The organism is Geothrix limicola, assembly GCF_030268085.1.
GTDB classification, from domain to species: domain Bacteria; phylum Acidobacteriota; class Holophagae; order Holophagales; family Holophagaceae; genus Geothrix; species Geothrix limicola.
The window spans coordinates 245,966-260,158 of sequence record NZ_BSDE01000004.1 but is presented as its reverse complement, the minus strand read 5'-3'; the positions used below and the strand labels follow the sequence as shown (position 1 = coordinate 260,158).

12 protein-coding genes are annotated in these 14,193 nt (G+C 68.4%); 1 reads left to right on the top strand and 11 read right to left on the bottom strand.

Features of this window, described 5'->3' with window-relative positions; genetic code table 11:
- Window positions 1-29: 29 nt before the first annotated feature.
- Window positions 30-695, top strand: coding sequence for a (d)CMP kinase (gene cmk / locus QSJ34_RS12270; protein WP_285575599.1), 666 nt, complete (start codon window positions 30-32; stop codon window positions 693-695).
- A 5-nt stretch (window positions 696-700) separates the two neighbouring features.
- On the opposite strand, the gene QSJ34_RS12265 is transcribed toward cmk, so the two are convergent.
- From QSJ34_RS12265 to QSJ34_RS12215, 11 genes are all read right to left on the bottom strand, one after another.
- The gene (locus tag QSJ34_RS12265) at window positions 701-2,497 is read right to left on the bottom strand and encodes a glycoside hydrolase family 15 protein (RefSeq protein ID WP_285575597.1); all 1,797 of its coding nucleotides are present in this window, start codon (window positions 2,495-2,497) and stop codon (window positions 701-703) included.
- Between the two features lie 15 nt (window positions 2,498-2,512).
- A complete protein-coding gene (locus QSJ34_RS12260) occupies window positions 2,513-4,717 on the bottom strand; it encodes a bifunctional alpha,alpha-trehalose-phosphate synthase (UDP-forming)/trehalose-phosphatase (RefSeq protein ID WP_285575595.1) in 2,205 nt (734 codons plus the stop codon).
- A 206-nt stretch (window positions 4,718-4,923) separates the two neighbouring features.
- Window positions 4,924-5,970: a cytochrome d ubiquinol oxidase subunit II gene (gene cydB / locus QSJ34_RS12255; RefSeq protein WP_285575594.1), complete on the bottom strand. Its 1,047-nt coding sequence runs from the start codon at window positions 5,968-5,970 to the stop codon at window positions 4,924-4,926.
- 9 nt (window positions 5,971-5,979) lie between these two features.
- Window positions 5,980-7,308, bottom strand: a complete 1,329-nt coding sequence (locus tag QSJ34_RS12250; RefSeq protein ID WP_285575591.1) for a cytochrome ubiquinol oxidase subunit I — start codon at window positions 7,306-7,308, stop codon at window positions 5,980-5,982.
- Between the two features lie 190 nt (window positions 7,309-7,498).
- Window positions 7,499-7,849, bottom strand: a complete 351-nt coding sequence (locus tag QSJ34_RS12245; protein WP_285575589.1) for a rhodanese-like domain-containing protein — start codon at window positions 7,847-7,849, stop codon at window positions 7,499-7,501.
- Window positions 7,850-7,919: 70 nt separating this feature from the next.
- Complete coding sequence (locus tag QSJ34_RS12240) at window positions 7,920-8,210, bottom strand: rhodanese-like domain-containing protein (RefSeq protein WP_285575587.1); 291 nt, start codon at window positions 8,208-8,210, stop codon at window positions 7,920-7,922.
- A gap of 3 nt (window positions 8,211-8,213) precedes the next feature.
- On the bottom strand, window positions 8,214-8,396 hold the full coding sequence (locus QSJ34_RS12235; RefSeq protein ID WP_285575585.1) for a DUF6132 family protein: 183 nt from the start codon (window positions 8,394-8,396) through the stop codon (window positions 8,214-8,216).
- Complete coding sequence (locus tag QSJ34_RS12230) at window positions 8,384-8,596, bottom strand: YgaP family membrane protein (RefSeq protein WP_285575583.1); 213 nt, start codon at window positions 8,594-8,596, stop codon at window positions 8,384-8,386. Before QSJ34_RS12230 ends, QSJ34_RS12235 begins: the two co-directional genes overlap by 13 nt.
- Window positions 8,597-8,599: 3 nt before the next feature.
- On the bottom strand, window positions 8,600-11,908 hold the full coding sequence (locus QSJ34_RS12225; protein WP_285575580.1) for an efflux RND transporter permease subunit: 3,309 nt from the start codon (window positions 11,906-11,908) through the stop codon (window positions 8,600-8,602).
- Entirely contained in the window at window positions 11,898-12,923 is a 1,026-nt protein-coding gene (locus QSJ34_RS12220) for an efflux RND transporter periplasmic adaptor subunit (protein ID WP_285575578.1), read from the bottom strand. The genes QSJ34_RS12225 and QSJ34_RS12220 overlap by 11 nt, the downstream gene beginning before the upstream one ends.
- A complete protein-coding gene (locus QSJ34_RS12215; RefSeq protein ID WP_285575576.1) occupies window positions 12,920-14,191 on the bottom strand; it encodes a TolC family protein in 1,272 nt (423 codons plus the stop codon). Before QSJ34_RS12215 ends, QSJ34_RS12220 begins: the two co-directional genes overlap by 4 nt.
- Window positions 14,192-14,193: the final 2 nt, after the last annotated feature.

The following is a 14,193-nucleotide window of genomic DNA, read 5'->3' as shown; positions in this document are numbered from 1 at the left end:
GGCGGGACGCGGCACTCCAGAATGTAGGAATGACTGCTTCTGTGCTTTCCCTGATTGCCATCGACGGCCCGTCTGGAGTGGGGAAATCCACCACCGCCAGACGGGTCGCCGCACGTCTGGGCTGGCAGTACCTCGACACCGGCGCCATGTACCGCGCCGTCGCCCTCGCGGTGCTGCGTGCCGGGATCTCCCTCGCGGACGCCGCCGCCCTGGAAGGTCTGTTGGCGGGCCTCGACCTCGCCCAGCGTGGCGAGCGGGTGTTCCTCGCGGGAGAAGATGTGAGCGAGGCCATCCGCAGCCAGGAGGTCACGCGGCTGGTCTCTCCCGTGAGCGCCCTGCCCCGCGTGCGCGAGGTGCTGGTGGAGCAGCAGCGCCGCATCGGCGCCAGCGGCGGCTGGGTGGTGGATGGCCGCGACATCGGCACCGTGGTCTTCACCGGAGCCTGCTGCAAGGTCTTCCTCACGGCCAGTCCCGAGGCCCGCGCCCGCCGGCGCTTCCTGGAACTCGAAGCCAAGGGCGGCTCGCCGGTCTTCGACGAGGTATTGCAGGATCAGCAGCACCGCGATGCCGCCGACAGCAGCCGTGCCGTCGCCCCCCTGCGCCAAGCCGAAGACGCCACGGCCCTCGACTCCAGCAACATGAGCCTGGATCAGGTGGTGGACTGGATCGTGGCCAAACATCAGGCCCATGCCTGAGGCAGTCAGGACCAGGCGCGGACCTTGCCATCCCGCGCCTCCAGCAGCTCGGAAATGGTGATGGCGGCGTTGATCAGGCCCACGTGGGTGTAGGCCTGGGGGAAGTTGCCCAAGAGGCGGCCCGTGGCAGGATCGATGTCTTCGGAGAAGAGGCCCACGGGATTGGCGAATCCGCAGATCCGCTCGAAGACCTCGACGGCTTCGTCCAGCCGGCCCGCCAGCGCCAGGGCCTCGGCCCACCAGAAGGAGCAGATGGTGAAGGTGCTGGAGGGGGCGCCGAAATCATCCTCGTTGCGGTACCGCATCATCAGGCCGCCTTCGGTGAGGCGTTCACCGTACTGATCGAGGGTGGAGAGGAAGCGCGGGTCCTTCGGATCGAGCAGGCCCAGAGTCGGCAGCAGTAGCAGGGAGGCATCCGGGAAGGCGCCGTCCAGCGTCTGGGTGAAGAAGCCTGCGCCTGCATTGAATCCGCGCTCGAGGAGCACCTCCTGTTCCCGCGCGGCGATGTTCTCCCAGGCGCTGGCCAGCGAAGCCTCCTGGAAGCGTCCCGCGAGGGCCGCCCCCCGGTGGATCGCCACCCAGCACATGGCCCGGGAGAACGTGTAGTTCCGCAGGAGGCTGCGGAATTCCCAGATGGAGGTGTCGGCCTGGGGCGCGAGGACGATGGCCTCCTCCACCAGGCGGCGCACGAGGGGAAAGAAGCGCAGGTCCTCCTCGCCGTGGACGAGCCGCGGATCCCGCAGCAGCGTCTCGAGGCAGAGCACCAGCTCCCCCATCAGGTCGTGCTGGCGCTGGTCCACGGCGGCGTTCCCGATGCGCACGGGGCCCTGGCCGCCGAAGCCCGACAGGTTCGTGAGGATCTGCTCGGGCGCGGAAGGGTTGCCGTCGATGCCGTAGAGCGGCTGCAGCGGGCCCGCCTCGGCCACGTTGCGCAGGTAGCGCAGGAAGCGCTCGCCCTCGCGCAGATGGCCCAGGCGCCGCAGCGCTTCCACGACGAAGGCGGCGTCGCGCAGCCAGCAGTAGCGGTAGTCCCAGGTCCGCTCCGTGCCCATGGCCTCGGGGATGCTGGTGGTGGCTGCGGCGATGATGGCGCCCGTGTCCTCGTAGGCGTGGAGCTTCAGGCAGAGGGCCGAGCGCAGCACCATGCCGGGCTTGAAGAGCGGCAGCCCGCAGGTCTTGGACCAGCGGTGCCACCCATCCGTCGTGAGTTCGAGTTCGTGCTGGGCCTGCGAAAGCGTCATGGACGGCGCCTGGCCGTAGGACAGGCTCAGGAAGATCGGGCCGTCCAGGGCGAATTCCCGCTTCCCCATCACGTAGCTGATGGGCAGGTTCGTCTGCAGGTAGAGAGGACCGCCCGTGCCCTGCACCTCGAGGCAATCGTGCAGGGCCAGGATCCGCGTGGGACCGCGTCCGTAGTCGAGGCGGGGATCGAAGTCGATGGACAGCCGGACGCGCCCGCCCAGGGGCCGCAGCAGCCGCGTGAGGCGGATGGGGGTCTCCTCGCCCCAGCCCTTGGGCAGGCGAGGCGCGAAATCGATCAGCTCCCAGCTGCCCTCCTCCTGCGTGAACCGCGTGCACAGCACGTTCGTGTTGGGCTCGTAGGCCATCTCCCCGGTCGTCTCTGCGCCCGCCGACAAGATGCGGAAGACGCCGCCGGATTCGGCGTCCAGCAGCCGCGCGAACACCGAAGGCCCATCGAAGCGCGGCAGGCAGAGCCATTCGATGGCGCTGGTGGGACTCACCAGCGCGAGCAGACTGCCGTTGCCGATGAGGCCGTGGTTCAGGAGGGGGATCTCGGGCATGGCATCACGGAGGAATCAAACAAGCGCCTTGCGTGGGATACGTTCCAGCCCCGCGGCCAGGTCCTCGAGGAACCGTCGCACCGCACGCGGGTCCGGCAGGCGCGTCAACGCGCGGCTGGGGCCCTGCCCGACGCGGATCGAAAGCGCCGAAGGCGGAAGGGCCCGGAACAGGTCCTCGTCGGTCCGGTCATCGCCGAGGGCCACGACAAGGGTGCCCTGGGTCGTGAGGGCCTCGTCGACCGCCAGCCCCTTGTGGGCGCCCCGCAGCCGCAGCTCCAGCACCTTCGAGCCTTCCAGCACCTCCAGTCCCTCGCGCTCCGCGAGGGGTCGCAGGGAATCCCGAATGGCCTGGAGGGTCTGGCTGGACACGCCCCTCCGCACCTGGCGGTAGTGCCAGGCGATGGAATGATCCTTCTCCTCCAGCAGCGCCCCCTCGAAGTTGCGCGCCCACCCTTCGAGCACGGTCTTGGCTTCGAGCTTCCACCCAGGACTGTGGTCCATCCGCGCCGTCCAGGGACTGCCCGGCCCGGCCTTCCGCCACAGGCCATGCTCGGCGTGCAGGATGAAGGGACCTCCGCCGAACCAGGCATCCAGCACATCCTTGCCCCGGCCGCTGACCAGGTGCAGTTCGTTCCCTTCGATGCGTGCCAGGCGCTCCAGCAGTGCGAGCAGGTCCGGATCCGGCACCGCCTCCTCCGGCCGTTCGGTGAAGGGCACCAGCGTGCCGTCGTAGTCCAGCAGCAGGGCGATCCGTTCCGTATCAGAAGCATCCTCCAGCAGCGAGGGCAGGAAGGCCTCGTGGGCTGCCATCGGATGCGGCGACGGGCCCTGGGCGTGCAGATCGCGCAGGAAAGCCTCGGCCCACCGGTGCACATCGTGGGTGATGACCCGCTTCCTCAGGGCGCGCATGCGGGCCCTGGCCTGGCCCGGAGGCATGCGCAGGGCCGTATCCAGCGCCTCGGCCATGGCGCCGGTGTCGTAGGGGTTCACGAGAATCGCTTCGCGCAGATCCGCCGAGGCGCCCGCGAATTCGCTGAGGATGAGGATCCCCGAATCATCGCCGCGCGTGGCACAGAACTCCTTGGCCACCAGGTTCATGCCATCCCGCAGCGGCGTCACCAGCATCACGTCCGCGGCCCGGTAGAGGGCCACGAGCTCCTCGAAGGGGATGTTCCGGTGCAGCACGTGGACGGGCACCCGCGAAGGGCTTCCATACAGGCCGTTGATCCGCCCCGTCACTTCGTCCACCTGCTTGCGGTACTGGGCGTAGGCTTCCACGCGCTCCCGCGACGGCACCGAGGCCTGGAGGAAGAGGACGCTGTCCCGCATCTCCGGATGCAGCTCCAGGTACCGCTCCACCGCGAGAAGGCGCTGAGGGATGCCCTTGGTGTAATCGAGTCGGTCCACGCCCAGGATCAGGGTGCGTCCCCCCAGATCCTGGCGGATCTCCTGCACCCGCGCCATGACGGAAGGCGAGGCCGCCGTGGTCGAAAAGGCCTCGGCGTCGATGCCGATGGCGTAGTCGCCGAGGGCGACGTGGTGGCCGTCGTAGTCGAGGCCATCCTCCCGGGATTCGGCCCCCAGGATGCGGCGGGAGGCGTTGACGAAGTGGGCCTGGTAGCCGGGCGTGTGGAAGCCCACGAGATCCGAGGCGAGCACGCCCTGGAGCAGGAGTTCCCGCCAGGGCAGGATGCGGAACACTTCGTAGGCGGGAAAGGGGATGTGGAGAAAGAACCCGATCCGGAGGTCTGGCCGCAGCTCCCGAAGGTATCGCGGCACCAACATGAGCTGATAGTCGTGGATCCACACGGAATCCCCGGGTTCGGCGCGCTCGGCCGCCGCCTCCGCGAAGCGCTGGTTCACGGAGGCATAGGCGTCCCAGTCCTGGTCCGTGTCCAGGCGGACCTTGTCCAGCAGGTAGTGGAACAGGGGCCACAACACGCCGTTGGAAAAGCCCTCGTAGTAGCGCTCCACCTCCTCGGCGGACAACTCCACGGGAATCACACGCTGGGCCTGAAGCTCATCGAGGATGGCCTGGCGCGCCTCCGCGTCGAGGCCTCCCAGATCCCCGGGCCAGCCCACCCAGAGCGTCTCGCCCCGCGCGTGGGTGCCCGCCAGGGCCGTCGCCAGGCCTCCGGAAGAGGGTTTCAGCACCCCCTTGCCTCCTGCGCAGGCGACGGTCCAGGGCACACGGTTCGATACGAGCAGCAACTTGGCCATGATCCACCCCAGGGGAGGCGTTGAGGCTCAAAGTGTAAGGACTCGCATCGGGCCCGCCACCCGGAAGGGGCGGATGGATGAACTTGCTGGGATCTTTTCCAGTGGGCTAGATCCTTCGATGGAGGGGAGCGGCGACATTCTCCGCGTCCACCTCGAACGAAGGTTCAGGCCTGGGTCCCCGACGACCCTGCATGGTGCAGGTTCGGTCAGTAACCTTCGCCTTCGGCGGCGGCCTCCACCTTGCCGCGGTGGAAACGGAAGAGGAACACGAGGTACCCGATCGCGATCGGGAAACCGATGCACCACCACACGAGCCCCGTGCGCAGGCCGTGCTGGCCCACGCTGGCGTTGTAGGCCGTGAGGTCGAAGGCCGGATCCAGGCTCGACTTCAGCATCACCGGGAAGACGTTGGCCGCGGTGGCCGCGAGGATGCCGAGGATGAAGGCGCCCGATCCCAGGAAGGCCATCAGGTGACGCTCCCGCTGCAGGCCCACGAACACGGTGCCGAGGCCACCCAGGAAGATCAGGGTTCCCAGCCAGGCCAGGGGCGCCTTGGCCAGGTTCTGGTAGATGGAGGGATTCGCCACATAGGTGGCCAGGCTGGAGGCCAGCCAAAGCACGATCACAAGGTTCCACAGGGGCCGGGCTAGGCCCAGGGCGCGCGCCTGCACGGGGCCGCCCGTCTTCCAACCGAGGTAGACCGCGCCGTGAGCCGCCATGGTCACCAGCGCGAAGACACCGATGAGCACCGTGTACCAATCCAGGATGCCGGGGTGGGAGCCCAGGCGGAAATCGGTCCAGAGGGCCATGCCGAAGTAGCCGCTGGCATCCACGGGCACGCCCCGCAGCACGTTGCCCAGGGCCGCGCCGAAGAGCACGGGCAACACGAGGCTGGAGGCCGCGAAGGCCGCGTCCCAGAAATGACGCCAGAGGCCGTCCTGCACATGGGAGCGGAATTCGATGGAGATGCCGCGCAGCATCAGGCACCAGACCACCAGCCACATGGCCAGGTAGAAGCCCGAGAAGCCCGAGGCCAGCACCTTGGGGAAGGCGAGGAACAGCGAGCCTCCGCCCGCCAGCAGCCAGACCTCGTTGCCATCCCAGAAGGGGCCGATGGCGCCGAGCACTTCGCGGCGCTCCTCGTTCGTCTTCGCGACGAACAGGTGCAGGATGCCCGCGCCGAAATCAAAGCCGTCCATCACGACATAGATGGCGACCATCACCGAGACAAGCCAGAACCAGAGCATTTCCATGGCGGTCTCCTAGGCGTGGTGGGAAGCGGGGCCGTGGGAGATCTCGCGGCCGATCAGGTAGAGGAAGAGGACGCTCAGCACGACGAAGATGCCCGCGAAGCCCAGCGTGGTGAAGGCCGTGTGGCCCGCGTGCACCGTGGGCGAACCGCCGTGCACGGTGCGGAACACGCCGTAGATGAGCCAGGGCTGGCGGCCGAATTCGGCCACGGCCCAGCCGGCGGTGGTGGCGATGTAGGGGAAGGGGAAGGCGAGCATCAGCACCCAGAGCAGGGGTCGATTCGTGTCCAGGCGTCCCTTCCATAGCAGCAGCACGGCCAGGGCCATCACAGCGATCATGATCGTGCCCAGCCCCGCCATGATGTGGAAGCTGTAGTAGAGCAGTTCGATGTTCTGCGGCCACTGGTCCTCGGGGAATTCCAGCAGGCCCTTCACGTTGCTCGAGAAGGTGCCGTAGGCGATGAAGCTGAGCACCGCCGGCACCTGCACGGGGTTTTCGATCCGGCGCTGGGCCACATTGGGCTGGCCGATGAGCGTGAGGCTGGCGCGCGGGCCGCTTTCGAAGCGGCCTTCCATGGCGGCGAGCGTGACGGGCTGGTGCTTCGCCACGAGCTTGCCCTGCAGGTCGCCCGTGGGGAAGGCCACCAGCACGCTGAAGAGCAGGCCGAGGATGGTGCCGACTCTCAAGTTGAGTTTGGCCTGTTCCGTGTGGATGCCCTTGAGCATCCAGAACGCGCCCACCGCCGCCACGGCGAAGGAGCCCGTCACCACCGCGGCCATCATGTTGTGGGCGTACTGGCCGTGGGCCCAGGGATTGAGCAGGAAGGCCCAGAAGCTCTGGAGCTGCAGCGTGCCGTCGGGCATGACGACGTGGCCCACGGGATGCTGCATGAAGGCGTTGGTGGCCACGATGAAGTAGCCCGACAGCCAGCTGCCGATCCACAGCGCCAGCGCCGCGCCGAAGTGCCCCTTGGGCGACAGCTTCTTCTCGCCCCAGATCAGCAGGCCCAGGAAGCTGCTTTCCAGGAAGAAGGCGAACATGCCTTCCATGCCGAGCGTCTGGCCAATGATGCCGCCGGAAATGCGCGAGAACCGGGCCCAGTTGGTGCCGAACTGGAACTCGAGGGGGATGCCCGTGACCACGCCCACGGCGAAGTTGATCCCGAAGATGCGGATCCAGAAGCGCGCCGCGTCGTTGTAGCGGGCTTCGCCGGTCTTCAGCGCCAGTGCCTTCAGCACGACGATGATGAAGGCGAGGCCCATCGTCAGCTGCGGAAACAGGTAGTGGTACGTGGCCGTGAACCCGAATTGAAGCCGGTGCCAGAAAAGCGGATCACCCATGGTCCCTCCCGATCCCGCCGGCCCGAAGCGGCGAGGCGCCCCATTCTCACATGACCAGGGCCGCAGAAGGGCGCCGGTCCTTCATGTCATCCGCACCTCGGCCTGATGTTCGCGAGACGCATTCACAGGTTGTCAACAGCCTGGCCTTCCTTGGATCACCGGCGCCTTGGATCCGAAGGCGAGGTCCGGCTCAGGGCACCAGGCTCTGGATGCGGCGCCAGGACCCGAGATTGGCCACCTCCTTGAACCCCGCAGTCTTCAGGAGAGCCACTCCCGAACCACTGCGGGCCCCGCTTTCACAGCACATCAACACCGGCCGGCCGCGGTCCAGCTCCCCCATCCTCGCCTCCAGCTGATCCAGGGGGATGTTGATGGCTCTGGGGTGGGATCCTGCCTTGAACTCCGCTTGGGTGCGCACGTCGACGATCTGCGCGCCGCGCGCCAGCAGGCCCTTCACGTCGGCCGCGGAAGCCGAACGGCGGGTCCACAGGAAGAAGCCCACCGCCGCGATGGGGATCAGGTAGATCCAGTATTCCTGCATCAGCGACTCCCCTGCTTCGGGGCGAATGCCTTGTGTGGGATGACTTGCGACATGTGCACTCCAGGGAAACTCAACGCAGATTGGAAAGAAGGGTCCAGGGCCCGAGGTCGTGGGCCTCGTAGCCCCGCCGCATGAGGTACTGCACGGCCTGGGCGCTGCGGGCCCCACTGGCGCAGCAGACCAGCAGGGGGCGGTCCGAGGGAAGGCGTTCCTGGGCGAGGACCGGCAGCAGGTGCAGGGGCAGGTTCAGACTTCCGGGGAGACCGCCCGCCGCGAACTCCAAGGTGGAGCGCACGTCCACCACCAGGCCGCCCCGGTCCAGCAGCGCCCGGACTGCCTCAGGGGAATCGCAGCGCCCCATCCCCTACCTCGCCAGGGCCCAGATGAGGCCCAGCACCGCGCCGTACGTGATGCCGCGCAGGGGCGTGGCCGTCAGCGGGCAGGCGCCCGTGCTGCAGCCCACGAGGCGATGCCAGCCGTAGCCCAGGGCCCCGCCGATGACGAGGCCCAGGGCCAGGCGAAGGGCCGTGCCCTTCACCGCGAGCATCCCACCCCCGCACCCTCGGGCACGCCCAGCTTGCGCAGGATGGAAGACATCAGGCACCAGTTCGTGAGCCCGCTCTGCAGCAGGTTCGCGCCCACGAAGACCGTGAACCAGATCCAGTTCGGGTTGTGGAACTTCGCCAGGGCGAGGCTCAGCAGGATGAAGGATCCCGCGACGGTGTGGACGATGCGATCGACGTTCATGGGTTACTCCTGTTCGGTGAGGGTGGAAGCCTGCCGCTGAAGTTCGGCGGCGTGGCCCCGGCGGGCCACGAGGTAGTAGAGGACGGGCACGGCGATGCGGGAGAGCAGCGTGGCGGCGACCTCGCCCGCCATGAGGCTGATGGCCAGGCCCTGGAAGATGGGATCGGCCAGCATGACGGCGCTGCCCACGAGCACGGCGGCGGCGGTCAGCAGCATGGGGCGGAAGCGCACGACGCCGGCCTCCTCCACGGCGGATTCCAGGCTCATGCCCTCCTTCAGCTTCAGCTCGATGAAATCCACCAGGATGATGCTGTTGCGCACGATGATGCCGGCGCCCGCGATGAAGCCGATCATGCTCGTCGCCGTGAAGAAGGCGCCCATGAGGCCGTGGGCCGGGATGATGCCGATGAGCGAGAGCGGAATCGGCACCAGGATCACCCAGGGGATCTCGAAGCTTTCGAACCAGCCCACCACCAGCACGAAGATCAGTACCAGCACGGCGGCGAAGGCCATGCCCAGATCGCGGAAGACTTCGAGGGTGATGTGCCACTCGCCGTCCCACTTGAGCGACAGCGATTCGGTGTTCTCGGGATGGGCGAGGCCCAGGCGCGGCACGGAAGCCCCCGCCGTGCCCTTCATGGCGTCGATCTTCTTGTTGAGGGCCGCCAGGGCGTAGACCGGGCTTTCGATGCTGCCCGCCAGATCCGAGAACACATAGGTCACGGGCATCAGGTTCTTGTGATGGATGACGGCTTCCTCGATGCCCTCCTTGACGGTCACCAGCTCCCGCACGGGGACGAGGCCGCGGGCCCCAGGCACCGTGAGCTGCAGAAGCTGGTCCAGGTGCTGGCGCTTGGCGGAAGCCAGCTGCACCACCACGGGCACCTGGCTGGAGCCGCGCAGCACGTGGAAGGCGCCGGCCTGCTGACCATAGCCCGCCATGGCCAGGGTCTGAATGACGTGGGCGGGCGCGACACCGTGCAGCGCGGCTTTCTCGCGGTCCAGCACCAGGCTGATCTTGGGGCTGGTGGCGTTCAGCGTGGAATCCACGTCGACGATGCCATCCACGCTACGGAAGGCCCCGAGAACCTCGGTGGACAGGCGGACGCGTTCAGCTTCCGTGGGTCCGTAGACCTCGGCCACGATGGTGTCCATGACCGGCGGTCCAGGCGGGATCTCCACCAGCTTCATGCGCGCCCCGGCGGGTTTCGAAAGCTTCTCCAGCTCGGGGCGCAGCCGCACGACGATGGCGTGGCTCTGCTCCTTGCGGTCCTCCTTGGGCACCAGGTTCACCTGGATATCGACCATCTCCGCGTCCTGACGGAGGAAGCTGTGGCGCACCATGCCCACGAAGGTGAAGGGCGCGGCCTCGCCGGCGTAGACCTGCACGTTCTTGACGGTGGGTTCCTTCAGCAGGCGGCGGGCGATGTCCTGGCCCACGGCGAGGGCATCCTCCCTGGGCGTGCCCGCGGGCAGGTCGAGCTGCACCATGAACTCCGACTTGTTGTCGAAGGGCAGCATCTTCACCTTCACCACACCGAAGCCCACCAGGGACATGGCGCCCAGCAGCAGGGCCACCACGCCGGCGAAGAAGCCCCAGCGCACGGGCGGCCGGGTGAGCAGGGCGTGCATCACCTTGCGGTAGAGCATCGTCATGCGGCTGTCGGGGGCCACCTCGGGGTTCTTGTGGGGCCAGTCGTGCTCGGGCTCCGGCGGCACGGTTTCGGGCGTGGCCGGATGCAGGCCGCTCTCGTCCACCTCGGGCAGGTGGGCCTCCTTCTTGAACACGATGAGGCTGGCCCAGGGGCTGATGACGAAGGCGATGATGAGGCTGAACAGCATGGCCAGGCTGGCGCCGACGGGGATGGGCCGCATGTAGGGGCCCATGAGTCCGCGCACGAAGGCCATGGGCAGGATGGCGGCGATGACGGCGAAGGTGGCGAGGATGGTGGGATTGCCCACCTCGTCGACGGCCTCCACCACCATGCGCGCAAAGCTCTTGCGCTGACCCGGCAGGTGCATGTGCCGGTGGATGTTCTCCACCACCACGATGGCGTCGTCCACCAGGATGCCGATGGAGAAGATGAGCGCGAAGAGCGTCACGCGGTTCAGCGTGTAGCCCAGCAGGTAGGTGATGAGCAGGGTGAGCGCCAAGGTCACGGGCACGGCAACGCCCACCACGACGGCGCTGCGCCAGCCCATGGCCAGGAGGATGAGCGCGATGACGCTGAGGGTGGCGATCATCAGGTGCTCGATCAGCTCGTTGGATTTGTCGCCGGCGGTCTCGCCGTAGTTGCGCGTCACCGTGACCTTGAGATCGCGCGGGATGAGGTTGCCGCGCAGAGCCTCCACCTTGGCCAACACCTGGTCGGCGAGGGCCGTGGCGTTGGTTCCCGCGCGCTTGGAGAGCGTGAGGCTCACGGCCGTTTCGAAGCCCCCACTTCCCGTCGCGGCCCCTGCCCCGCCGAAGAGCACGACGGCGGGTTCGGGCTCGGGCGCGTCCACGATGCTCGCCACGTCCCCCAGGTAGATGGGCCGCTGGTTGCGCACGCCCACCACCAGCCGCTTGAGTTCGGCGGCCTGCATGACGAAGCCCGTGGCCTCCACCTCCGTGCGGCGGCCCTGATTCACCAGCGCGCCCACGGGCAGCTGGGCCTCGGCGGACTGCAGGGCGGGCTGCAGCTCCGCCATGGAGAAGCCCAGCGAGCGCATGCGGTCCGGATCGGGCTCCACGCGCACCATGCGGCGGGCCCCGCCCACTACCTTCACCTGCGCGGTGTTGGGCACGGTGGACAGTTCCTGTCCAAGCACCTCGGCCACCTTGCGCAGCTGGCCCGGCGTCTGGTCCTGCCCATGCAGGGTGAGCACGAGGAAGGGCACGTCGTCGATGGTCTGCAGCTTGACGATGGGCTTCATGGCCCCGGGCGGCAGCAGCTCAGGATGGGCGGCCAGCTCCTGGTGGAGCTTCACGAGGCTGGGCTCCTGGGGTTCGTTCACCTTGAAGCGCACGGTGAGGAGCGCCATGCCCGGCCGGCTCACGCTGTAGAGGTACTCCACGCCGGGAATGCCCCAGAGGCGCTTCTCCAGCGGCGTCGTGACCTGGCTTTCCACCTCCTTGGGGCTCGCGCCGGGGAACGGCACGTAGAGATCCACCATGGGCACGACGATCTGGGGTTCCTCCTCGCGCGGCGTGAGCCACACGGCGAGCAGGCCCAGCATCAGCGAGGCGAGCACCAGCAGCGGTGTCAGCTTGCTGCGGAGGAAGCCCTTGGCGAGCCTTCCGGCCAGCCCGAGACGGGGGTTACTTTCCATGATTCACCCCGCCGGAAATGTCGATGGGCTGGCCGTCCTGGAGGCTGCCGGGCCGATCGATGACGCGATCCTCTGGCTTCAGGCCCGCGCGCACGGGCAGGCTGTCGCCCGCGCCCTCGCCCAGGGAGATCCAGCGCAGTTCGGCGTGGCCGTCCTTGGCCACGAAGACGCCGGTCAGTTCGCCCCGCGTCACGAGGGCGCTGCGCGAGATCCTCAGTCCCTCAGCCTTGACCCCGGGCACGAGGATGCGGGCGAAGGAGCCCTGGCGCAGCCCCTTGGGCGACAGCACCCGGGCCCGCAGGGTGCCCTTGTGACTGAAGGCGTCGCCGCCCGCGGCCAGGGCCGTCACCTGGGCTTCGCCCTTGATTCCTTCCGATTCGAAAGGCACCTTGAGGCCGGCTTTCAGGGCCTTGGCCTCTCCCTCGGACAGGGTCGCCACCAGTTCCTGCTCGCCTTCGCCGACCAGCTCCACCAGGGGCGTGCCAGGCCCGACGAAGTCGCCTTCGTTGACCTTGCGGGACTGGACGATGCCGGAGAAGGGCGCGCGGATCTGCGTGTAGGCCACGTTGGCCTTGAGAGACGCGACCCCCGCCTGGGCCTGGGCCAGCTGGGCCTGGGCCCCTTCCAGCTCGGAGGGCGTGGCGGCCTTCTGCTCGAAGAGCGCCTGGATGCGGCGGTGGTGGGCCTGCACGGTGGCCAGACCCGTTTCGGCGGCCTTCAGTTGGGCCTGGAGATCCTCGTCACCGAGGGCCATCATCAGTGCGCCGGCAGCCACGCGTTGGCCCTCCTGCACGTGCACCCGCTTGACCTGCGCGGCCATGCGCGTGGACAGGGTGGCCGTGCGGGTGGACTGCAGCGTGGCGGCCACCCAGGTGCCGCCTTCGGCCGCGGCGCCCGCCACGAGGGACACGGCGACTCTGGGCAGTTCCTTGGCCTCGGAATGGGCCTCCTTGTGGCCGCAGGCCAGAGTGATCAAGGACAGGGCCGTCAGGACGAGAACGACGGTCGGTTTCATGGATGGACTCCTTCGATGGGGGCGCCGGTGGCCAGATCCAGGGCCGCCCGGTTCGTGCGCAGGTCATAGAGGCTTTGCAGCAGCAGGTTGCGGGCGCCCTGGAGGGCGGCTTCCGCATCGAGCACATCGGTGAGGGGCGTGAGGCCTTCGCGGTGGCGCGCTTCCCGCAGACGCTTGGAGGTCTCGGCGGCGAGCAGGGATTCCTTCGCCGCGGCGCAGCGGGCCTGGGCAGCCGCCACCGCCTCCTTGGCGGCGCGCACCTCGTGATCGGCCTGCTGCTGCTTGAAGGACAGCATCTCCTTCGCGGCATTGGCCTGGGCGCGGGCGGCGTTGGCCTTGGCGCGGTCGGGCCCCGAGAACACCTTCCAGGAGAGACCCACGGCGGCCCAGGACCAGTTGCCCTTGTCGGACCAGGAATGGTGCAGCGTGCCCGCGCCCAGCTCCAGTCCCACGGAAGGCAGCAGGTTGCCGCTGGCGGCCTTGGCGCCTTCCGTCGCGGCGCGGGCCTGAAGGTCCGCGGACACCAGGTCGGCCCGGCGGACGGGTGCGCCCGGAGTGGTCGCCTCCTGAACGTCCAGCGCGGTAGCCAACGGTCCCTCCACGGGGCCGCCGCCCGTCAGCAGGCCCAGACCGGAACGGGCCGTGTGCACCTGGCGCAGCACTTCGGCCTTTTGGGCGTCCACCTGGGCATGCACGGCCTTCAGCCGCTGCAGCTCGGATTCGAGCATGAGTCCCTGGGCCACCCGGGCGCCGACGAAATCTTCCATGCCCTGGACCCAGGCGCGGGTGTCGTCCACCCAGGCGAGCGCCTGCTCGGCCACCTGGATGCCGAAGTAGGCCTCGACCACGGCACGCGCCGTCTCCTGCTTGCGATGCTCCTGGCTGGCCTGTTCGGCCTCGGCCATGAATTCGCCGGCCCGGCGGGCGGCGGTGATGCGGCCCCCGGCGTAGAGCGGCTGCTGCACCACCGCGGAGCCGCCGTAGGCGCCGATGGGATCGGGATGGTTCAGCACCAGGGGATTGAAGTCCGCCGCGCCGATCCGCGCCTGGTTCAGCTTCATGCCGAAGGCCATCATGGGTTCGTTGGTCCGCATCCCCTGGGCGTTCAGCGTGAAGCTGGGCAGGCGCAGGGCTCGGGCGGATTCGGCCTCGGCCTGGCGGCCCTCCACCAGGGCCTGGCCGGCGCGAAGGCCCGCCTGATCGGTCCAGGCCCGGCGGATGGCGCGCTCGACGGTCAGCGGTTCCTGGGCGCCGAGGCCAAGCCCCATCC